Below are 20504 nucleotides of genomic sequence, written 5' to 3'. Positions count from 1 at the left end.
CGGCGACATCGTTTCGCCGCATAGGGCTGGCACGGATTCGCGTATCCGGAAGGGGACGGAATTGGGCGGAGCCGGGATAGAATTGGGATGCCAACGATGAGGAAATACCTCTTTTCAGCAGGGTTCGCGTTGCTCGTGGCGGCGACATCCGTGTCGATGATAGTGATGACGCCGCCGGCTTTCGCCAGCGAGATCAAGTACGTCGTCAACGACATAGCAATCACCACTGGTGATATCGCCCATCGTGCTGCCTTCCTGAAGCTGCAGCGCAAGAAGGGCGACGCTGCCCAGGAAATGATCGACCAGACGCTGCGCACGGCCGAGGCCAGACGGCTTGGCATCCGTATCAGCGATGCCCAGGTCGAGGCCGCCTACCAGCGCTTTGCCACTAACAACAAGATGCAGCTCGGCCAGCTCAACGGCGTCATGGAAAAATCCGGCGTCGGCAAGGATCATTTCAAGGAGTTCATTCGCGCCCAGATGGCATGGAGCCAGGCCCTGAGCGCACGTTACCGTTCCGGCGAAGGTGGTAGCGTGACCGAACAGGACGCGGTGCGGCGCATGCTTGACAAGGGCGGAGCCAAGCCGAGCGCCATGGAATACATGCTGCAGCAGGTCATCTTCGTCGTGCCAGCGGCCGAACGCAGCGCGACGCTGGCCAAACGCAAGCGCGAGGCCGACGCCATGCGTGCCCGCTTCAACGGCTGCAACACGACGCGCGAGTTCGCCAAAGGCCTGATCGACGTCACCGTTCGCGACCTCGGCCGGATTCTGGCGCCGCAACTGCCGCCTGACTGGGCGGAGCAGATCAAGGCGACCAAGGTCGGTGGCGCCACCGTCACGCGCGAGACCGAACGCGGCGTCGAATTCATCGGCATCTGCTCGTCGCGCGAAGTATCCGACGACAAGACCGCCCAGATGGTGTTCCAGAGCGAAGGCTCCAACGACAAGGCCGCCGACGATCTCAGCAAGAAATATGTCGACGAGCTGAAGGCGAAAGCCCGCATCGTCAAGCGCTGACGTGAGCAGCACGATGACCGCGCTGGCGTTGAGCGTCGGCGATCCGTCCGGTATCGGCCCTGAAATCGCCATCGCCGCCTTCCTTGCGCGGAACGCCGTCGGCTTGCCCGCCTTCTACCTGCTGGCCGACCCGGCCGTGGTCGCATCGCGCGCACGCCACCTTGGCGTCTCGCTGCCTGTCGAGGAAGTGACGCCGGTGCAGGCGATCGAGGTCTTTGGCCGCGCCTTGCCGATCGTTCCCCTGACGGCGCGCTTCATCGACAGCCCCGGGCGACCCGACCCGGCCAATGCAGCCGGCACCATTGAAGCGATCGACCGCGCGGTCGCCGCCTGTCTTGCCGGCGAGGCCGCTGCCGTGGTGACCTGCCCGATAGCCAAGAAACCGCTCTACGATGCCGGCTTCCGGTTTCCCGGCCACACCGAATATCTGGCGCATCTGGCGGCTCGGCACAGCGGCGTCGAGGCGATGCCGGTGATGATGCTGGCAGGCCCCGACCTGCGCACGGTTCCCGTCACCATCCACATCGCCCTGGCCGAGGTGCCGAAGGTCCTAAGCACCGAATTGATCGTCGCGACCGCGCGCATCACGGCGGCCGACCTTGCCAGCCGCTTCGGCATCGCCAGGCCGCGGCTCGCCATTGCGGGCCTCAATCCGCATGCCGGCGAAGGCGGCTCCATGGGCCTGGAAGACGGGCATATCGTGCGCCCGGCAGTCGACATCCTGCGTGCTGAAGGCATCGATGCTTTCGGGCCCTTGCCCGCCGACACGCTGTTCCATGCCCGGGCGCGGGCAGGCTACGACGCTGCACTGTGCATGTATCACGACCAGGCATTGATCCCGGCCAAGGCGCTGGCCTTCGACGAGGCCGTCAACGTCACGCTGGGCCTGCCCTTCATCCGCACCTCGCCCGACCACGGCACCGCCTTCAACATCGCCGGCAAGGGCGTGGCGCGACCCGACAGCCTGATCGCGGCGCTGAAGCTCGCCAGAAGACTGGCTGACGTCGACGCAAAGGCCGGCACCGCATGAGCGCTTTCGCTTCCGGTCTTCGCGCATGAGCATCGATGGGCTGCCGCCGCTGCGTGACGTCATCGAGCGCCATGGGCTGCAGGCGAAAAAGGCGCTCGGCCAGAATTTCCTGCTCGATCTCAATTTGACCGGCAAGATCGCACGCAGCGCCGGCGACCTGACGAATGCCACGGTGATCGAGGTTGGGCCGGGGCCTGGAGGGCTGACAAGGGCGCTGCTATCGAACGGCGCCCGCCGGGTCATCGCCATCGAGCGCGACGAACGCTGCCTGGCGGCGCTTGCCGAGGTGTCCGCTCATTACCCCGGTCGGCTGGAGGTGATTTCAGGCGACGCGCTGAAGACCGACTTCGCCGCCCTCGCCTCGGGGACCGAACACGCTCCGGTCCGGATCGTGGCCAATCTGCCCTACAACATCGGCACCGAACTGCTGGTCCGATGGCTGACGGTCGCGGACTGGCCGCCCTTCTATGCCTCGATGACGCTGATGTTCCAGCGTGAGGTGGCGCAGCGCATCGTCGCCGCGCCCGACAGCGACGCCTATGGCAGGCTGGGTGTGCTTGCCGGCTGGCGCACGCAGGCCAGGATCGTCTTCGACGTCCCGCCTCAAGCCTTCACGCCACCGCCCAAGGTCACCTCCTCGGTGGTGCATCTGGAACCACGCGCGACGCCCCTGCCCGCCGATGTGAAGAAACTCGGCCGGGTCACGGAAGCCGCCTTCGGCCAACGCCGAAAGATGCTGCGGCAGAGCGTGAAAAGCCTCGGCGGCGAGGCCTTGCTCGAAAGAGCGGGGATCGACCCGACGCGACGTGCCGAAACGCTCAGCGTCGAGGAGTTCGTGCGGCTGACCAATGCGGTCTAGCGCCGGCAGGTCTGGAATTGTGATGACCGAGGCATAGGTAGTCTGGCGAACATGCCGGAGAACCAGGAATGCCCGCCTATGTCATTTCCGATGTCACGGTCCGCGACGAAGAGGCGTTGCAGACATACCGCTCCCGCGCCGCGGCCTCGATCGCCCGGCATGGCGGGCGTTATCTGGTGCGCGGCGGCCAAGTGCAGACGCTGGAGGGTGATTGGCATCCTGGTCCGCTGATCGTCGTCGAATTTCCCGACATCGAGCGGGCAAGGCGCTGGTACGCATCCGCCGAATATGCGGCGGCACTGGAGGTGCGCGATGCCGCGCTCAGTCGAGATCTGATCCTGGTCGAGGGCATGGCGCCCTGACGCCAGTCAGACGGTTTTTTCGTCCAACAATCCCGACACGAAATCGAAGAGACCGGGCCGGCGGTCGCGCCGCAGCCGCTCGGCCACGACGATGCCGCGAACCTCGGCGAAGGCACGGTCGAGATCGTCATTGACGATGACGAAGTCATATTCCTTCCAGTGCTCGATCTCGTTGCGGGCGTTCTTCAGCCGCGTCTCGATCACCGCTTCCTGGTCCTCGGCGCGCCGCTTCAGCCGCGCCTTCAATTCCTTCATCGACGGAGGCAGGATGAAGATCGACACGATGTCGGCACGCATCTTCTCCTTGAGCTGCTGGGCGCCTTGCCAGTCGATGTCGAACAGCATGTCGCGGCCCTGCGCCAGCGCCAGTTCGGCCGGCTCGCGCGGTGTCGCATAGCAGTTGCCATGCACCTCCGCCCATTCGAGGAGCGCGTCGGAATCGCGCAGCCGCTCGAATTCGCGCATGGTGCGGAAGTGATAGTGAACGCCCTCGATTTCCGAGCCGCGGCGTGGCCTTGTGGTGACCGAGACCGACAGTTCGAGGCTTGAATCGCTCTCCAGAAGATTGCGCGCGATCGTCGACTTGCCGGCACCCGATGGCGACGACAGGACGAGCATCAACCCCCGGCGGCGGATCCGGGACCCCATATCCCTGGGAACCATCGGTTCCTCGGCGACCATCGGCTACTCCAGATTCTGGACCTGTTCACGAAACTGGTCGACGACCGCCTTCAGTTCCAGCCCGATCGCGGTGACGGCGGCGGCATTCGACTTCGAACACAGCGTATTCGATTCGCGGTTAAATTCCTGTGCCAGAAAATCGAGCTTGCGGCCGACGGCGCCGCCGCCCTCGAGCAAGGCCCGGCCAGACGCGACATGCGTTTTCAGCCGGTCGATCTCTTCGCGAATATCGGCCTTGGTGGCAAGGAACGCCGCCTCCATGTGCAGCCGGCTTGCATCCAGATTGGCGGATGCGTCCATCAGCAGCCGGACCTGCTCGGCAATGCGTTCGCGGATCGCCGCCGTATCGCGTGACGGGTCGGCTTCCGCGCGCAGGGTCAGTGTCTCGATGGTGTCGATATGGCCGGACAAAAGCACGGCCAGCGCGGCGCCCTCGCCTTGCCTGGCCTGTTCCAGGCCGTTCAGCGCCACGTCCAGCGCGGCCATGATGGAGGTATCGAGCGCGGCCCGCACTTCTTCGGTTTCGATGGTTTCGGCAACGTCGAGCACGCCACGCAGCGACAGCAATCCGTCAGCCGTTGCAGGCGCAACGCCGAACTGTTCCTGCAGCCGCTTGGCCAGACCGGCGAGATCTTTCAAAAACGCCTCATTGACGACAGGTTGCGTCTGCGCGCTGGCGGCGCGGCCGATGGTCAGCGTCGCCTGGAAATTGCCGCGGGCGAAACGCTTCTGCAGCGTTTGCCTGACCACAGGCTCCAGCCGCTCGAATCCCTGAGGCAGCCGCAGGCGAACCTCGACGCTCTTGCCATTGACGGATTTGACTTCCCAGGCAATCGCGGTGCCGTCATGCTCGGCGACGACGCGCGCAAAACCGGTCATGCTCTGCAAATTCATGTCGCCCTGTACACCCCTGGCGCCTTACCCCGAAACGGTTTTCCGGAGGGGCAAGCGCGGCTTAAAATGACCACACCGCGAATGCGTCGAAATCGGACGCCCGGCGTTCCTTCAAATGTCAGGCCGCCGCCTTCCAGGCAACGCCTTTCTTCACCTTACTGGACCGCGCCCGCATCACCGCCGGCATCGCCGTTGTCGCCACCGGTGCCGTCGCTGTCGTCAGCAGGCTTGTCGGCAGCAGGCTTGTCGGCACTGCCGCTGGTACCGCCGGCAGCGGCGGCCTTGGCTGCTTCATCGGCCTGCTTCTTCTGCAGCGCGCGATAGCGGGCGACGTTTTCATTATGCTCGTTCAGGGTCGACGCAAAGACGTGGCCGCCCGTGCCGTCGGCGACGAAATAGAGGTCGTCGGTCTTCGACGGATTGGCCACGGCCTCGAGGGCCGCGCGGCCTGGATTGGCGATAGGCGTCGGCGGCAGGCCGCTGATCACGTAGGTGTTGTAAGGCGTCTGCTTCTGGATGTCGGACTGGTAGATCGGGCGGTCCACCGGCTTGCCCTTGCCGCCAAACAGACCATAGATGATGGTCGGATCGGACTGCAGGCGCATGCCCTTGGCCAACCGGTTCAGGAAGACAGCAGCCACCCGTGAGCGTTCATCGCCCTTGCCGGTTTCCTTCTCGACGATCGAGGCCAGGGTGACAAAGTCCTCGACGTTGGCCAAGGGCAGATCCGGCGCGCGCCGCTGCCACACCTCATCGACCAGTTTCTTCTGATCGGCGAGCAGCTTTTCGACCATCTGCTGACGCGTTGCGCCACGCGTGAAGCGCAGCGTGTCGGTGGCAAGGCTACCCTCGGGGGGCGTCTTCCCCGGCATATCGCCGCTCAGGGCGGGTTCGTCGGCGATGCGCTGCAAGGCCTGCTCGACCGTCAGCCCTTCAGGAATAGTCAGCGAGTACATCACCGACTTGCCGCTCTTCAGGAGTTCCATGATGTCGCGCATGGATGCCCTGGGCTTGATCTCGTATTCTCCGGCCTTGAGTGCGGAATCGTTGCCGAAGGCACGCACACCGAGGCGGAATACGCGGGCGTCGCTGATCAGTCCGCGGCGCTCAAGCTGGTCGGCGATATCCTGGACGCCACTGTTGGGCTTGACGAGGAAAGTGTCGCCGTTGGCGGAAGGGCCGGGCTCGGTAAACTCCTGCTTGCCGAAATAGAGGGCCACGCCCGCCGCCAGAACCATCAGCATCACCGAGGAGATGACGAAGTTCATGAACACGACGACCTGGCTGCGCGAAGCGCGCGAGCGTTTCGGCGGCGGCGTTCCGGCTTCCGGCCGCAGCGCCTCGCTGGCCGTCTTCGGCACGATCGGCCCGGTATTCGCCGGCCTTTGCCCGAATTCTCCGTTGTCTGACGGATTTGTGTTCATTTCGCCCTACCGTTCGATCTCTCAACGAATCCCCTGCGGCAGAGTAGGGGCGAATATGGCAAAATTGACGGCACGCCAAAGCATTGCCCGGTAACCGGACCGTCAGCCATTATACCGCTGGAAGACGAGCGAGGCGTTGGTGCCGCCGAAGCCGAAGGAATTGGACAGGGCTACGTCGATCTGGCGCGGGCGTGGCTTGTTCGGCACCAGGTCGATCGCGGTTTCGCGTTCGGGATTGTCGAGGTTGATGGTCGCCGGTGCGATATTGTCGCGTATGGCGAGGATCGAAAAGATCGCTTCGGCCGCGCCGGCTGCTCCCAGCAAATGGCCGATCGACGACTTGGTCGACGACATTGAAATCTTGGACGCCGCATTGCCGACCAACCGCTCGACAGCGCCGAGTTCGATCGTATCGGCCATGGTCGAGGTGCCGTGCGCATTGATGTAGTCGACATCGGCTGGCGTAAGCTTTGCCCGGTTCAGCGCCGCCGTCATGCAACGGAAGGCCCCGTCGCCATCTTCGGCCGGTGCGGTGATGTGATAGGCGTCGCCGGTCAGGCCGTAGCCGGTCACCTCGGCATAAATTTTCGCTCCGCGCGCCTTGGCATGCTCGAGCTCTTCCAGCACGACGACACCGGCGCCTTCGCCCATGACGAAGCCGTCGCGGTCGCGGTCGTAAGGCCGCGAGGCCGTTTGCGGGCTATCGTTGCGCTCGGTCGAGAGTGCCCGGCAGGCGGCGAAGCCGGCGAGCGAAAGCCGGGTCACCGGCGATTCGGCGCCGCCTGCCAACATGATGTCGGCATCGCCGAAGATGATCAGCCGGGCGGCGTCACCAATGGCGTGCGCGCCGGTCGAGCAAGCAGTGACCACAGCGTGGTTGGGGCCTTTCAATCCGTGCCGGATCGAAACCTGGCCCGACACGAGATTGATGATATTTCCGGGAATGAAGAACGGGCTGATGCGGCGCGGGCCGCGTTCCTTGAGGATGATCGCGTTCTCGGCGATGCCCTCAAGACCGCCGATGCCGGAGCCGATCAGCACACCAGTGGCGCAACGCTCCTCCTCGGTTGAAGGCTGCCAGCCGGAATCCTTCAGCGCTTCATCGGCGGCCGCGATCCCGTACAGGATGAAGTCGCCGATTTTGCGAAGTTCCTTCGGCTCAAGAATGGCTTCGGGATTGAGCGTGCCGTTGGAGCCGTCGCCACGCGGAATGACGTGGGCGATCTTGCAGGCAAGATCGTCCACCTCGAACTCGGTGACGCGCTTGGCAGCGCTGCGGCCGGTCAGCAGTTCCTTCCAGCCGTGCTCGAAGCCCATGCCGAACGGTGAAACCAGGCCAAGGCCCGTGACGACGACACGTCTCATCGCAGGTCCTCCCCGGTGACGACTGCGGAAAGCGTCAGGCCGAAGCCTTGTCGATGTACTTCACCGCATCGCCGACGGTCAGAATGGTCTCGGCTGCGTCATCGGGGATCTCAACGCCGAATTCTTCTTCGAACGCCATGACCAGTTCGACAGTGTCGAGGCTGTCAGCGCCCAGATCATCGATGAAGCTCGCCTGCTCCGTCACTTTGTCGGCATCGACGCCAAGGTGTTCGATGACGATCTTCTTGACGCGCTCTGCGGTGTCACTCATTTGGGCATCCTCGTCTTTTGTTTGTCTGTCTTCGTTAGCGGGCGGAATGCCGCTAATCAAGCTGAAAGATGGTCCTGCCGGAAACGCAACGGCCACGGACCGGTTTTTGCCCGAACCGCCGGGTTGCGGGCCGCATTACACGAAAAATAGCCAAGGTCCAAGCCGAAATGGTGGGTTTTCACAGCGCGGCGATGTTACCGCGGACCTCGCTCAGATCCTCGCTCAGATCATCGCCATACCGCCATTCACATGAATGGTCTGCCCGGTTACGTAGGCGGCCTCGTTCGAAGCCAGATAGGCAACGGCGGACGCCACTTCGGCACTGGTGCCCATGCGCTTCGTGGGGATCGCCGCCATGATCGCCTCTTTCTGCTTGTCGTTGAGCTTGTCGGTCATCGCCGATTCGATGAAGCCCGGAGCGACGCAGTTGACGGTGATGTTGCGGGTGGCGATCTCCTGCGCCAGCGACTTCGACAAGCCGATCATACCGGCCTTGGAGGCACAGTAATTCGCCTGGCCGGGATTGCCGGTCACGCCGACCACCGAAGTGATGTTGATGATGCGGCCATGGCGGCGGCGCATCATCGGGTGGGTCAGTTCACGGGTCAGCCTGAAAACGGCGGTGAGGTTAACCTCCAGCACCGTATCCCAGTCGGCGTCCGACATGCGCACGAACAGGCCGTCCTTGGTGATGCCGGCATTGTTGACCAGAATGTCGACGCCCTCGAGATCGGCCTCCGCCTTCTGGCCGAGTGCCTTGACCTCGTCGCGGTTCGACAGGTTGGCCGGGAACAGCTTGACCCGGTCGCCCAGTTCGGAGGCCAGCGTTTCCAGTTTCTCGAGGCGCGTGCCGTGCAGGCCGACGATCGCGCCCTGCGCATGCAACACCCTGGCGATCGCCTCGCCGATGCCCCCCGATGCGCCGGTGACAAGCGCCTTGCGGCCGGTCAATTCGAACATTTTTGTCTCCAGGTTGAGAAGAGGGCACCCCGTATAGGGATGGTATCAAATGGCGTTTTATGCAAGCGCCGCCAATGCCGCCTCGACCTCGGCCGCGGAACCTACCGAGGCGGTGGCGATGTCGCGGTTGATGCGCCGCGCCAGGCCCGAAAGCACCTTGCCGGCGCCGATCTCGTAAAGCGTGGAGACGCCGTTGGCGCCGAACCATTCCACCGTTTCGCGCCAGCGCACGCGGGCAACCACCTGTTCGACCAGACGCCGTGCGATCTCATCGGGGTCACTGGTCGGAGTGACGGTGACGTTGGAGACGATGGGCACCACCGGCGCGGCCCTCGCGACGCTCGCCAGCGCCTCGCGCATGATCTCGGCCGCCGGTGTCATCAGCGCGGAATGGAAAGGCGCCGAAACCTGCAGCATCAGGGCCCGTTTGGCACCCTTTTCGGTGCACAGTCTCGCCGCCAGTTCCACTGCGGCTCTCGTGCCTGATATGACCAGCTGGCCGCCGCCATTGTCGTTCGCCACCTGGCAGGCAGCGCCCTTGCCAGCGCCCAGGGCGGCCTCGGCACAGGCAGCTTCGACATCGGCCTGCTCCAATCCGATGATCGCCGCCATGGCGCCCTCGCCAGCCGGCACCGCCGCCTGCATGGCGTTGCCGCGAATGCGCAGCAGACGGGCGGCATCGGCAACGGAAACGAAGCCGGCGGCGGCGAGTGCCGAATATTCGCCCAGCGAATGGCCGGCGACATAGGCGACCTTGTCCTTCAGCGAGAAACCGCGCGCTTCCAGCGCCCTGATCGCCGCCAGCGATACCGCCATGAGGGCCGGCTGCGCATTGGCCGTCAGCGTCAGGGTCTCTTCGGGACCTTCCCAGATCAGCTTCGACAGGTTTTCGCCAAGCGCGTCGTCGACTTCCTGGAAGATCCCGCGCGCCTCTGGAAAGGCATCGGCAAGATCCTTGCCCATGCCGACAGCCTGGCTTCCTTGTCCTGGAAAGGTGAATGCGACGGCCATGCGAGGGCTCCCCAGACTTGTTTTGCTTGCCTGATACTACGAATTTTCCCTGCCTGTGACGCAAGGCAGGCCGCCAAGTCAAGCCCGGTTCAACCCGGCGCCGAATCCGAACCATGCGCCGAGCGCCTGTTCCCAAAGGGCTTTGCGGCGATCACACCTGATGAAAACCGCTCACGAATCGTTTGCTGGCTCTTCTTATTTCCGCCATAGGCGCTAGCTTTGCGTGACAATTATATGACAATCGAATGACGTGGATTGTCTTGGGGTGGGAAGTTAAAGTGGCAAAGAGCTTCAAACGTGCCGGCAACGCCGCGCCGCAGTTCCTGGAAGACGATCCGTCCACCGGCTATCTACCGGGCCGGCGATGGCCGGTCGTCCGTTACGGGCTGATCAGCCTGGCGATCTCGGCCGTGCTGGTGTTCGCCATCGAACTGATTGTGCGCGGCGACGTTGCCGGCACCGTTTCCTTCTTCCTGCAGCCGTTCAAGCCGGGCTGGACAACCATCGTCGTGTTCGCGCTGGTCCTGATCGGTCTCGACGCGGTGCTCGGGCGCAGTCATCAGAGCCTGATGATCGTGGCACCGCTGACCCTGTCGCTGGCCTTTGTCGGCCACCAGAAATCGCATTATCTCGGCGATCCGCTCTACCCCACCGATTTTCTCTATGCCCGCCAGATTTTCGCCCTGCTGCCGCTGCTGGTGCGCGAGCGGCCTATGACCGCGCTCGCCATGGTCGCGGGCATCGTCGCCGGCCTGTCCCTGCTCGTCTACGGCTGGCGGCTATGGCGCCGCAAGGTTCCAGCCCTCAGCCACAAGGGCCGCCTTGCCCGGCTGACGCTGGCGGTGCCGCTGCTCGCCTTCTTCGTCTCGATCATGGACTACGCCACTTTCTCGTGGACGCGGGACCGGCTGCAGATCATCCCCATCATGTGGGACCAGAAGGAAAACTACGCCTCCAACGGCTTTGCGCTCGCCTTCGCGCTCAACGTGCCGATGGCGCATGTCTCGGCACCACCAGGCTATTCCGACAAGGCAATTGCGGCCATTGACCGAACCAATGTGACGGCCTCGGTGCCTACCGAGAAGCCCGACATCATCGTCGTCATGAGCGAATCCTTCTGGGATTCGACCAAGCTGCCCGGCGTCACCATCACCCCGGATCCGATCCCCAATGTGCGGGCGCTCCGCTCGGGCTCGATGTTCTCGCCTGAATTCGGCGGCATGACCGCCAACATCGAATTCGAAGCGCTTACCGGGTTCTCGAACGCCTTCCTGCCGGCCGGCAGCATCCCCTACCAGCAATATGTACGCACCCCGACGCCGTCGATGGCGACCTTCCTGAAGAGCGAAGGCTATAGGGCACGCGCCATCCATCCAGGCACAAACTGGTTCTGGAATCGCGGCGCGGTCTATGCCGATTTCGGCTTCAACGACTTCAAATCGGAAGAGACGCTGCCGCCCATGGAAAAGCGCGGACCGCTGGCATCCGACGCTGCGATGACCGACGAGATCATCCGCGAAGCCGACGCCAGCGAAGACCCGGTCTTCTTCTTCGCCGTCAGCCTGCAGAACCATGGCCCGTATGAACCGAACCGCTATTCGAACCCGACCCACTCGGTGCAAGCCCCGATCAGCCAGTGGGCGCGTGACTCGCTGATCTCCTACGCCGAGGGTTCAGCCGACGCGGACCGCGGCCTCGAGCGGCTGATCGAATGGGCCAAGACGCGCGAGCGGCCAACGATTGTCGCCTTTTTCGGTGACCACCTGCCGCCGCTCGGACCGGTCTATGTCGAGACGGGCTTCTTGAAGGACAACGTCGCGCCACGCAAGGAACCGACGCCGGAGGCCGCTCTCGAACATCACGCGACACCGCTGATCATCTGGTCGAACCGCTCAGGCCCGGTCGAGAATCTGGGGACGGTGAGCCCTGCCTTCCTGCCCTATCATATCCTCACCGCCGCAGGCATCACCCACCCCTACTACACGGGTTTCCTGGGCGAGATGCGGGAGCGCTATCGCGTCGTCGACCGCAACTTGTTGCTGACGCCGACGGGCGAGGCCACGTCCGACTGGGCGCGGCAGAAGGAGATCGACCCGGCGATCCGCGATTTCCGTCTGTTGCAATACGACATGATGTTCGGCAAACGCCTCGCGGCACCCGACTTCTTCCCTGAAACGGTCGACAAGGTCGTCTCCCATACGAGTTGAGCCGACCGGTCGGCTCAGGCCCGATGCTCTCGGGCCATGGCTTCAATTCGTCAATTGCAGCTTCGAGAACTTGTTGGCGATCTGCAGGAACACGTCCGGCAGTTTGGTCGGGTCATTGACGGCATAATAGTTGCTGGGGTCGGAAGCGCAGGCGCTGTAAAGCGAGCGGTTGGCGGGCGTGTCGGACTGCAGCACCAGAGTGTAGATTTGCACGCCCTCGTTCTTCAACTGCGTGCAGACGCTCTTGGTCCAGCCGTCGACATTGCGGGCCGCCGTCGCCTGGTTATCCGACCCGAAGCGGCCACCCGCCAGATAGCCGTAGGATGTGTAGTCGGATTTCGTCGTCTGTTCGCTGGCACCATAGACGACATTCTCACCGTCGGTGAGCAACAGCACGATCTTGCTGATGCCAGGCGTCTTCCACGGCGCCCCATCGGTATAAGGCGGAGCGGGCGACAGCACACGCATGCCCCACGACAGGCCCTCCGACACGTTGGTGCCCGAGCCGTTCCACTCGGTCATCTGGCTTGCCGCCTTGCGCAGCTTGTCGAAATCTTCGGTCAAGGGAACGACAGGGGTCGGGCAGGAACGGTTCGGGCCAACGGTGACGGACGTTCCTGTCTCGGTGATAAGTTCCTTGTCTGGCGCCACATATTTGGCGACTTTTTCCTTGGTGGCTTTGTCGGGATCGCTGCCGAGGCCGCTGAAGTCGATGCCGAGCCGGTTGTTGCCTTTCTGTTTGTCCAGCTTGACCGTGTCGCCGGTGTCGGCGAGATAAGAATTGTTGTAGTATTTTGCCTCATTGCCATAGGTGCTGGACGGCATCTGCGCATCTCCGGGATCATCCGGCGCAAAATAGGGAACGAACAGCGTATCGGGCTTGGTCGGATCGGGCGGCGTGTCGGAAATGTTGTAGGCGCCGGGCCGCGCCTCCACGCAGCCCTTCCATCCCGTGTCGTTCCATCCGGGCTCGGCCCATCCGGTGTCCTTGAGCTGCTTGAACAGCGCCATGTGGTTCGGGCGTTTGCCGTCGATGACGGGGAAATTTATGCCGTTGGTCGAGGATTTGCCGTCCATGTCGATCCAGGACGGGTCGAACCCGTCGCCGTTGACGTTCACGGCCGTGACGAATGGCACCAGTGAGGCACGGACCTGGCGCGTCGGCGATTTTGTCGATTCGAGAGTATCGAGCAATGATTTGGTCGCGGCCCTGAGCGCCGTCATACGGGCGCCGCGCATCGAGCCGGTATTGTCCAGCACCAGCACGACTTCGAGCTGATTGTTCGATTCGACCGCCGAGGCATCGACCACGATGTGCTTGCTCTGGCCAAACAGGAAAGCGAAGTTCAGATTGACGTCGGCCGAAGCGACCGCCTTGGTCTTGACGAAATTGACGCCCTTGTCGACGGTCAGCGTCGCCTGCGCGTTGACGAGTTCGCCATGCCCGGCGATGTTTGCCTGGAAATAACGGTTGAAGGCGTCGGTGCGGGTAATGTCCAGATCGCCAAGATGCGACGAGGCAAGGTTTGCGGAATCGAGCGCGTTCTGCAGGTTGCTCTTCGCCCGCATCATGGTCGAGACATCGGTCGCGAAGGCCACGGCTGACAGAATGGCTGGCAGCCCCAACCCCATCAGAAGCGCGAAATTGCCGCTCTTCGAGCGCCAGAATCTGTTGAGAAGCATCCTTACCCCCGGAAATGCCTGCCGCTTGATATGCGCGGTTGCCCGGTCTTTTGCATGTTGCATGATGAATCGACCGTTGACGGTGGGGCTCAACCCGGCGCAAGCTGATATTGTGGTTAAGCGCCGGTTGCTGGGAAAACCGCCAGGCCTTGCGCGCGCCGCGGCTTGATTTTCTGGTGGCTGCGACATCGGGGATGCCGCTTGCCCTTGCCTTATCAGCGGATTGCTGTATAGACGCCGCCAATCTGCCGGTCCCAGCTGGGGGCTGAACGGAGGGCCGGAGGTTTTTCTAGAACCTTCGTGTGATGCCAGAAGCGCTTCCGCCTCCCGTGTCTCCGCTCTCGACCGTCTCGTCATGCTCCTTTCTTCCCCGCGCCTTTCGAGGCACACGCGGGTCAGAGAAGTTGCAGAGGCTTTTGCCGCCGGGAACCGGGAGAGAAACGAAGAAAGGCACTGATACATAATGGCTCTTTACGAACATGTGTTTCTTGCCCGGCAGGACCTCTCGCAGCAGCAGGTCGATGCGCTTGTCGAACAGTACAAGGGCGTCATCGCAGCAAATGGCGGGTCCGTCGGCCGGGTCGAGAACTGGGGACTGAAGTCCCTCACCTACCGGGTCAACAAGAACCGGAAGGCATACTACACGCTGATGGACCTCACCTGCCCGCCGGCGGCGCTCAACGAGATGGAGCGCCAGATGGGTCTGTCCGAGGACGTGCTGCGTTTCCTGACCATCAAGGTCGAGGCGCATGAGGAAGGCCCTTCGGCCATGATGCAGAAGCGCGAAGAGCGCTCCGAGCGCGGCGGCTTCGGCGATCGCGACCGTGGCGATCGTCCGGCGCGCAGCTTCGGCGACCGCGGCGATCGTGGCCCGCGTTCGTTCGGCGATCGTGAAGGCGGCGACCGTGGTCCGCGCCGTCCGCGCGAAGGTTTTGAAGGGGGTGCAGAATAATGGTCGACATCAACCAGATCCCGACCCGGCGCCCTTTCCATCGCCGCCGCAAGACATGCCCGTTCTCCGGCGCCAACGCACCGAAGATCGACTACAAGGATGTGCGTCTGCTGCAGCGCTACATTTCCGAGCGCGGCAAGATCGTGCCGTCGCGCATCACCGCCGTCAGCCAGAAGAAGCAGCGCGAGCTCGCCAAGGCGATCAAGCGCGCCCGCTTCCTCGGCCTGCTGCCCTACGTGGTTCGCTAATTCTTCCGAACGGGCGGTTCGCCGCCCGTTCCTTATCGCCGGCCATGACGGGCATGATCGGTTAGACATCGAATCCCGAGTTGAGGTCAAAACCTCTAACTGCCGCGACAGGCAGGACAGCGACCCGGCGGCAACGCCCTTTTGCTTCCTGACCTGTTCCAGAGAATTCGGCGCCGGCCTTGTGGACGGACGCCCAACCAAAAGGAACATAACCATGGACGTCATTCTTCTCGAACGCGTCTCCCGCCTCGGCCAGATGGGCGATACCGTCAAGGTCAAGGACGGTTTTGCCCGCAATTTCCTGCTGCCGCAGGGCAAGGCGCTGCGCGCCAACGAAGCCAACAAGAAGAAATTCGAAGGCCAGCGCGCCCAGCTCGAAGCCCGCAACCTCGAGCGCAAGTCTGAAGCCGCGCAGGTTGCCGAAAAGCTCGACGGCAAGAGCTTCATCGCCGTTCGCTCGGCAGGCGAGACCGGTCAGCTCTACGGTTCGGTGTCGACGCGCGACATCGCCGATCTGCTGATCACGGAGGGCTTCACGGTCAACCGCAACCAGATCCAGCTCAACCAGCCGATCAAGACCATCGGTGTCACCAATGTGGCGATCGCCCTGCATCCGGAAGTCGAAGTCACCATCACGCTCAACATCGCCCGCACGGCCGACGAGGCCGAACGCCAGGCCAAGGGCGAGACGCTGACCACCGCCGAAGCTATTTACGGCGACGACATCAACGACAATGCGCGGCCGGAAAACTTCTTCGATCCGAATGCCGAGTTCGAAGGCGGCGAAGAAAACGCCTGATCGCACAGGTCCGAGCCACTCGGACCACGGCTTTCCAGCCATTTCTGGACCAATGCCCGGGCCTCTCGCCCGGGCATTTTTGTGCCAAAAGGAACTTTTCGAAACCCTATATATTGATGCAGAGTAGGACAGCCTGTCTGACCGCGAGGGGACATCGGACCATGAATATTCTGTTGAAGCGCGTTCTCGACCGCCTGGTGCGCACGGGCAATCTCAAGGTAACCGGGCCGCAGGGTTCGACATTCATCTTCGGCGACGGCAGCGGCGAGCCGGTGCATATGCACATCAAGACCCGGCATGCCGAGCGCGCAATCACCTTCGACCCGATGCTGGCGGTGCCTGAATCCTACATGGACGGCGAGCTGGACATTCTGGAAGGCGGCGTGCTCGGACTGATGCGCATTGCCTTCCAGAACATGGGCAGCGGCGGCATCGACGCAACCTGGTCGAAAGCCATCGAGGGCCTGCGCCACGCCTTCCGCCGCCTGCAGCAGATCAACACCGCCTCGCGCTCGCGCCGCAACGTGCAGCGCCACTACGATCTGTCGGGCGAGCTCTACCGGCTCTTCCTCGATGAGGACATGCAGTATTCCTGCGCCTATTTCGACCAACCGGACATGACGCTGGACGAGGCGCAGGCCGCCAAGAAGCGCCATATCGCCGCCAAGCTCCGGCTGAAGGCCGGCCAGACGGTGCTCGACATCGGCTCCGGCTGGGGCGGGCTCGGCCTCTATCTCGCCAAAGCCTTCGACGTCGACGTACAGGGCGTCACGCTGTCGACCGAACAGCATGGCGTCGCCACCGACCGGGCGCATGCGCAAGGGCTGGAAAACCACGTCCATTTCGAGCTGAAGGATTATCGCGAGCTCAACGAACGCTTCGACCGCATCGTCTCGGTCGGCATGTTCGAGCATGTCGGCGTCAACCATTACCGGACCTTCTTCGACAAGGCGGCAACATTGCTGAAGCCTGATGGCGTCATGCTCCTGCACACGATCGGCCGCTCCGGCGTGCCATGGGCGACCAGCGCGTTCATCCGCAAGTATATTTTCCCGGGCGGCTACATTCCGGCAATGTCCGAAGTACTGCCGGCGATAGAGAAGTCCGGCCTCGTGGTCACCGATGTCGAGATCCTGCGGCTCCACTATGCCGACACGCTGAAGCACTGGGGCCAGCGCTTCGCCGCCAACCGCGACAAGGCCAAGGCTATCTATGACGAACGCTTCTGCCGCATGTGGGAGTTCTATGTGGCCGCCTCGGAAGCCGCCTTCCGTTGGCAGGATTTGGTGATTTTCCAGTTCCAGATCACCAAGACGAACGACACGCTGCCGATGACGCGCGATTATATGGCCAAATGCGAAAAGGCGCTGGAAATGCGCGACATGGGGCACCGTGAGGACATGGGGCACCGTGAAGATATGGGGCACCGTGAAGATATGGGCCGCCGCGAGGCGGCTCCCGCCGAGAAGCCCGCCAAGCCCGCCCGCCGACGCAAGGTGGCGGAATAGGAACCACGCTGTCAGGACGCATTATTGGCGCTTGCCATTGCCGGCTCCTGCACCGAAAAAGGCCTCGTGATCGAAGCGAGGCCTTTTTCATGACCTATCTCCTCTACACAGCCGCGGCGCTGGCCGAGATCGCCGGCTGCTTTTCGGTGTGGGCGTGGTGGCGATTGGAGAAGTCGCCGCTCTGGCTGCTGCCGGGCTTTGCCTCGCTGCTTGTGTTCGCCTCGCTTCTGGCATTGGTCGACATCAGTGCGGCCGGCCGCGCCTATGCCGCTTACGGCGGTATCTACATCGCTGCCTCGCTCGCCTGGTTGTGGCTGGTCGAGGGCGTGCGGCCCGATCGCTGGGACCTTGCCGGTGCGGCGCTCTGCGTGGCCGGCGCCTCGATCATCCTGCTCGCACCGAGAGGGGCATAGGCCGTGGAACTGCCGGCCACTCTTCGACAGGCTGTCGATCGCATTTTGGAGAAGGTGCCGCTGCCGGACCTGAAGCAGGCAGCAAAAATCCTGTCCGACCGCTACCGCGCCGAACTGCGCGACGGGCGCCTGCACATGGCGCAGGACATGGCGGTCAAGGCCTATCTGACGACGCGGATGCCGGCGACCTACGCGGCGGTCCGCGCCAGCCTCGATGCGCTCGCCGAATCCCGGCCGGATTTCACGCCTGTGACCTTGCTCGACGTTGGCGCCGGCCCTGGTACGGTGCTTTGGGCCACCGGCGATCTCTGGCCTGAACTGGAACTGGCAACGTTGTTGGAGGCGAGTGCCGCGGTGCGCAAGATCGGCGAGACACTCGCGGCCGGCGCAATCGCGGCCCGGACCATCTGGCACGCCGGCGACGTCACGACAGACCTTGCCGACCTCCAACCGGCCGACCTCGTCACATGCGCCTATGTGCTGGACGAGATCGTGCCGGCATCCTTGCCCAAAATGGTCGATCGGCTATGGCAACTCACGAGGGACACGTTGCTGATCGTCGAGCCGGGCACGCCGACGGGCTGGCTGCGAATTCTGGCGGTGCGCCAGCAACTGATCGCCGCCGGCGCGCATCTGCTGGCGCCTTGCCCGCACGAAGCACCCTGCCCGCTCAACCCGCCCGACTGGTGCCACTTTTCCCGCCGCGTCGCCCGCTCGCGCCTGCACCGGCTGGCCAAGGACGCGGAGGTGCCGTGGGAAGACGAGAAATTCATTTACGTCGTCGCTTCGCGCCAGCCCGCAGCCTCCCGGGCCGCACGGGTGATCGCGCCGCCGAAGTCAGGATCCGGCAAGGTGTCGCTGAAATTATGCGAGGCAGACGGCAGCGCCGACGAAAAGCTCTTCACCAAACGCGACGGCGACGCCTTCAAGGTGGCGCGGCGGCTGGACTGGGGCGATGCGCTGGCGTGAGATGAAACGAAGACGATCGCACCGCAATCCGGTGTCAACGATCGCCCACTTTCCTGTTTTGTTCTCGTTCGAGAAACGCTAAACTCGCAACTCTCGATTCGAGTCAATTGCGATTCTTTCCACGGAAAAATTTTGGCTGTGAATCGCGAGCATCAAAGCCGCTTCGACTCGAGCTGTTGCAGATAAGTCAGCATCGACTTGTCCAGTTCTGATATCGAAAGGCCGGGATCTAAATCGGGGACATCATGGCAGAGGCAGCGCGAAAATTCGGCGTCGCGGAGCAACCGCTCTATCGCGAATCGCCCAACAACATCGAGGCCGAGCAGGCGCTGCTTGGCGCCATCCTCGTCAACAACGATGCCTTCTACCGAGTGTCCGACTTCCTGAAGTCCGGCCATTTCCATGAACCCCTGCACCGCAAGATCTTCGACGTCGCGGCCGAGTTGATCCGCATGGGCAAGGCGGCGACGCCGATCACGCTGAAGACCTTCCTGCCGGCCGACGAAAAGGTCGGCGACATGACGGTGGCGCAATATGTCGTGCGGCTGGCGGTGGAAGCCGTCACCGTCGTCAACGCCACCGATTACGGCCGCGCCATCTATGACCTGGCGACGCGCCGGGCGCTGATCACAGTCGGCGAGGACATGGTCAACATTGCCTATGACGCACCTGTCGACATGTCGCCTTCCGAACAGATCGAGGACGCCGAGCGCCGCCTGTTCGAACTGGCTGAAACCGGGCGCTATGACGGCGGCTTCGAGAGCTTCACCGACGCGGTCAAGACCGCGGTCGACATGGCCAACGCCGCCTATATGCGCGACGGCGGTCTGTCAGGCCTCGCCACCGGCATGCGCGATCTCGACCGCCGCATGGGCGGCCTGCAGTCGTCCGATCTGATCATCATCGCCGGCCGTCCAGGCATGGGCAAGACATCGCTCGCCACCAACATCGCCTTCAACATTGCCGAGATGTATGAGCCGGCGCAGCAGGCCGACGGCTCGTTCAAGGCGGCCAATGGCGGCGTGGTCGGGTTTTTCTCGCTCGAAATGTCGTCCGAACAGCTCGCAACCCGTATCATTTCCGAACAGACGGAAATCTCTTCCTCGAAGATCCGCCGCGGCGAAATCAGCGAAATGGATTTCGAAAAGCTGGTCGCCTGTTCGCAGACCATGCAGAAGATCCCGCTGTTCATCGACCAGACCGGCGGTATTTCCATTGCCCAGTTGTCTGCCCGCGCGCGTCGCCTGAAGCGCCAGCGTGGCCTCGACCTGATTGTCATCGACTATATCCAGCTGATGCAGGGCTCATCCGCCAAGTCTTCGCAGAACCGCGTGCAGGAAATCACCGAGATCACCACGGGCCTGAAGGCGCTGGCCAAGGAACTGGCCGTGCCGATCATCGCGCTGTCGCAGCTCTCGCGTCAGGTCGAAAGCCGCGACGACAAGCGCCCGCAGCTCTCCGACCTGCGCGAATCCGGTTCGATCGAGCAGGACGCCGACGTCGTGATCTTCGTCTATCGCGAGGAATATTACCTCAAGAACCGTGAGCCGAAGCTCGGCACCGAGGAATACGTCAAGTGGGAAAATGACATGAACGAGATGCGCGGCAAGGCCGAGGTGATCGTGGCCAAGCAGCGCCACGGGCCGACCGGCTCGGTCACGCTCGCCTTCCACGGCGAATTCACCCGCTTCTCGGATTTGGCGGAAGAGCACCACATCGCGGAGAGGTTTGAGTAGCCTCTTGCCCGCGGTCGCAACAGAAATACGCAAGCAAGGCGTTCTACGACGCTCCCCTCTGTCCGGCAGGACAGAAGGGGGCGCGGAGGATCGCGGCGCCCGCAAGCGCGCG

Annotated in this window: 20 protein-coding genes; 12 read left to right on the top strand and 8 right to left on the bottom strand. The window is 63.2% G+C overall.

All coding sequences use genetic code 11. The features are described from left to right. The first annotated feature begins 87 nt into the window (after nt 1-87). From O7B34_RS14590 to O7B34_RS14575, 4 genes are all read left to right on the top strand, one after another. Nucleotides 88-1020 carry a peptidylprolyl isomerase gene (locus O7B34_RS14590; protein ID WP_337146684.1) on the top strand — a complete coding sequence of 311 codons (933 nt, stop codon included), beginning with the start codon at nt 88-90 and terminating at the stop codon, nt 1018-1020. Between the two features lies 1 nt (nt 1021). After that, entirely contained in the window at nt 1022-2050 is a 1029-nt protein-coding gene (gene pdxA, locus O7B34_RS14585; RefSeq protein WP_442920964.1) for a 4-hydroxythreonine-4-phosphate dehydrogenase PdxA, read from the top strand. A gap of 25 nt (nt 2051-2075) precedes the next feature. Beyond that, nucleotides 2076-2909, top strand: a complete 834-nt coding sequence (rsmA, locus tag O7B34_RS14580) for a 16S rRNA (adenine(1518)-N(6)/adenine(1519)-N(6))-dimethyltransferase RsmA (protein ID WP_337146683.1) — start codon at nt 2076-2078, stop codon at nt 2907-2909. A 68-nt stretch (nt 2910-2977) separates the two neighbouring features. After that, nucleotides 2978-3271 (top strand): DUF1330 domain-containing protein, encoded by a 294-nt coding sequence (locus O7B34_RS14575; RefSeq protein ID WP_337146682.1) that lies wholly within the window; start codon nt 2978-2980, stop codon nt 3269-3271. A 6-nt stretch (nt 3272-3277) separates the two neighbouring features. Here O7B34_RS14575 and gmk read toward each other — a convergent pair whose 3' ends face one another. The 7 genes from gmk to fabD all read right to left on the bottom strand — a co-directional run bounded on the left by gmk (nt 3278) and on the right by fabD (nt 9877). Then, a complete protein-coding gene (gene gmk, locus O7B34_RS14570; protein ID WP_140509905.1) occupies nt 3278-3934 on the bottom strand; it encodes a guanylate kinase in 657 nt (218 codons plus the stop codon). 21 nt (nt 3935-3955) lie between these two features. Beyond that, nucleotides 3956-4846 carry a YicC/YloC family endoribonuclease gene (locus O7B34_RS14565; protein WP_027144116.1) on the bottom strand — a complete coding sequence of 297 codons (891 nt, stop codon included), beginning with the start codon at nt 4844-4846 and terminating at the stop codon, nt 3956-3958. 155 nt (nt 4847-5001) lie between these two features. Further along, entirely contained in the window at nt 5002-6270 is a 1269-nt protein-coding gene (mltG, locus tag O7B34_RS14560) for an endolytic transglycosylase MltG (protein ID WP_337146681.1), read from the bottom strand. Nucleotides 6271-6372: 102 nt separating this feature from the next. After that, nucleotides 6373-7635 carry a beta-ketoacyl-ACP synthase II gene (fabF, locus tag O7B34_RS14555; RefSeq protein ID WP_027144118.1) on the bottom strand — a complete coding sequence of 421 codons (1263 nt, stop codon included), beginning with the start codon at nt 7633-7635 and terminating at the stop codon, nt 6373-6375. Nucleotides 7636-7669: 34 nt separating this feature from the next. Then, on the bottom strand, nt 7670-7906 hold the full coding sequence (locus O7B34_RS14550; protein ID WP_006203723.1) for an acyl carrier protein: 237 nt from the start codon (nt 7904-7906) through the stop codon (nt 7670-7672). A 222-nt stretch (nt 7907-8128) separates the two neighbouring features. Next, a complete protein-coding gene (gene fabG / locus O7B34_RS14545; RefSeq protein WP_337108030.1) occupies nt 8129-8866 on the bottom strand; it encodes a 3-oxoacyl-[acyl-carrier-protein] reductase in 738 nt (245 codons plus the stop codon). Nucleotides 8867-8923: 57 nt separating this feature from the next. Beyond that, nucleotides 8924-9877 carry an ACP S-malonyltransferase gene (gene fabD / locus O7B34_RS14540; RefSeq protein ID WP_337146679.1) on the bottom strand — a complete coding sequence of 318 codons (954 nt, stop codon included), beginning with the start codon at nt 9875-9877 and terminating at the stop codon, nt 8924-8926. A 245-nt stretch (nt 9878-10122) separates the two neighbouring features. On the opposite strand from fabD, the gene O7B34_RS14535 reads away from it, so the two are divergent. Next, nucleotides 10123-12084, top strand: a complete 1962-nt coding sequence (locus O7B34_RS14535; RefSeq protein WP_337146677.1) for an LTA synthase family protein — start codon at nt 10123-10125, stop codon at nt 12082-12084. 42 nt (nt 12085-12126) lie between these two features. Here the strand turns inward: O7B34_RS14535 and O7B34_RS14530 are convergent, their stop codons facing one another. Beyond that, nucleotides 12127-13767, bottom strand: a complete 1641-nt coding sequence (locus O7B34_RS14530; protein ID WP_337146676.1) for a pilus assembly protein — start codon at nt 13765-13767, stop codon at nt 12127-12129. A 463-nt stretch (nt 13768-14230) separates the two neighbouring features. On the opposite strand from O7B34_RS14530, the gene rpsF reads away from it, so the two are divergent. From rpsF to O7B34_RS14495, 7 genes are all read left to right on the top strand, one after another. Further along, nucleotides 14231-14719, top strand: coding sequence for a 30S ribosomal protein S6 (gene rpsF / locus O7B34_RS14525; protein WP_027144123.1), 489 nt, complete (start codon nt 14231-14233; stop codon nt 14717-14719). Next, nucleotides 14719-14967 (top strand): 30S ribosomal protein S18, encoded by a 249-nt coding sequence (gene rpsR, locus O7B34_RS14520; protein WP_006203718.1) that lies wholly within the window; start codon nt 14719-14721, stop codon nt 14965-14967. Before rpsF ends, rpsR begins: the two co-directional genes overlap by 1 nt. 214 nt (nt 14968-15181) lie before the next feature. After that, nucleotides 15182-15766: a 50S ribosomal protein L9 gene (gene rplI, locus O7B34_RS14515; RefSeq protein WP_027144124.1), complete on the top strand. Its 585-nt coding sequence runs from the start codon at nt 15182-15184 to the stop codon at nt 15764-15766. A gap of 161 nt (nt 15767-15927) precedes the next feature. Continuing rightward, nucleotides 15928-17274 (top strand): cyclopropane-fatty-acyl-phospholipid synthase family protein, encoded by a 1347-nt coding sequence (locus tag O7B34_RS14510; protein WP_337146675.1) that lies wholly within the window; start codon nt 15928-15930, stop codon nt 17272-17274. An 89-nt stretch (nt 17275-17363) separates the two neighbouring features. Next, a complete protein-coding gene (locus O7B34_RS14505) occupies nt 17364-17687 on the top strand; it encodes a YnfA family protein (protein ID WP_337146674.1) in 324 nt (107 codons plus the stop codon). A gap of 3 nt (nt 17688-17690) precedes the next feature. Further along, entirely contained in the window at nt 17691-18656 is a 966-nt protein-coding gene (locus O7B34_RS14500) for a small ribosomal subunit Rsm22 family protein (protein WP_337146673.1), read from the top strand. Between the two features lie 245 nt (nt 18657-18901). Beyond that, complete coding sequence (locus O7B34_RS14495) at nt 18902-20392, top strand: replicative DNA helicase (protein ID WP_337142942.1); 1491 nt, start codon at nt 18902-18904, stop codon at nt 20390-20392. The last annotated feature ends 112 nt before the right edge of the window (nt 20393-20504 follow it).

The organism is Mesorhizobium sp. Cs1299R1N3, from assembly GCF_037179625.1.
Taxonomy (GTDB): domain Bacteria; phylum Pseudomonadota; class Alphaproteobacteria; order Rhizobiales; family Rhizobiaceae; genus Mesorhizobium; species Mesorhizobium salmacidum.
Note: the sequence above shows the minus strand (reverse complement) of the source record. Positions and strands in the feature narration are given on the sequence as shown.

Excerpts from the sequence above, each read along its gene's own strand:
- O7B34_RS14590 (WP_337146684.1), top strand. The coding sequence starts at position 88 with ATGCCAACGATGAGGAAATACCTCTTTTCAGCAGGGTTCGCGTTGCTC.
- rsmA (WP_337146683.1), top strand. The coding sequence starts at position 2,076 with ATGAGCATCGATGGGCTGCCGCCGCTGCGTGACGTCATCGAGCGCCAT.
- O7B34_RS14575 (WP_337146682.1), top strand. The coding sequence starts at position 2,978 with ATGCCCGCCTATGTCATTTCCGATGTCACGGTCCGCGACGAAGAGGCG.
- gmk (WP_140509905.1), bottom strand. The coding sequence starts at position 3,934 with ATGGTTCCCAGGGATATGGGGTCCCGGATCCGCCGCCGGGGGTTGATG.
- O7B34_RS14565 (WP_027144116.1), bottom strand. The coding sequence starts at position 4,846 with ATGAATTTGCAGAGCATGACCGGTTTTGCGCGCGTCGTCGCCGAGCAT.
- mltG (WP_337146681.1), bottom strand. The coding sequence starts at position 6,270 with ATGAACACAAATCCGTCAGACAACGGAGAATTCGGGCAAAGGCCGGCG.
- fabF (WP_027144118.1), bottom strand. The coding sequence starts at position 7,635 with ATGAGACGTGTCGTCGTCACGGGCCTTGGCCTGGTTTCACCGTTCGGC.
- O7B34_RS14550 (WP_006203723.1), bottom strand. The coding sequence starts at position 7,906 with ATGAGTGACACCGCAGAGCGCGTCAAGAAGATCGTCATCGAACACCTT.
- fabG (WP_337108030.1), bottom strand. The coding sequence starts at position 8,866 with ATGTTCGAATTGACCGGCCGCAAGGCGCTTGTCACCGGCGCATCGGGG.
- fabD (WP_337146679.1), bottom strand. The coding sequence starts at position 9,877 with ATGGCCGTCGCATTCACCTTTCCAGGACAAGGAAGCCAGGCTGTCGGC.
- O7B34_RS14535 (WP_337146677.1), top strand. The coding sequence starts at position 10,123 with ATGACGTGGATTGTCTTGGGGTGGGAAGTTAAAGTGGCAAAGAGCTTC.
- O7B34_RS14530 (WP_337146676.1), bottom strand. The coding sequence starts at position 13,767 with ATGCTTCTCAACAGATTCTGGCGCTCGAAGAGCGGCAATTTCGCGCTT.
- rpsF (WP_027144123.1), top strand. The coding sequence starts at position 14,231 with ATGGCTCTTTACGAACATGTGTTTCTTGCCCGGCAGGACCTCTCGCAG.
- rpsR (WP_006203718.1), top strand. The coding sequence starts at position 14,719 with ATGGTCGACATCAACCAGATCCCGACCCGGCGCCCTTTCCATCGCCGC.
- rplI (WP_027144124.1), top strand. The coding sequence starts at position 15,182 with ATGGACGTCATTCTTCTCGAACGCGTCTCCCGCCTCGGCCAGATGGGC.
- O7B34_RS14510 (WP_337146675.1), top strand. The coding sequence starts at position 15,928 with ATGAATATTCTGTTGAAGCGCGTTCTCGACCGCCTGGTGCGCACGGGC.
- O7B34_RS14505 (WP_337146674.1), top strand. The coding sequence starts at position 17,364 with ATGACCTATCTCCTCTACACAGCCGCGGCGCTGGCCGAGATCGCCGGC.
- O7B34_RS14495 (WP_337142942.1), top strand. The coding sequence starts at position 18,902 with ATGGCAGAGGCAGCGCGAAAATTCGGCGTCGCGGAGCAACCGCTCTAT.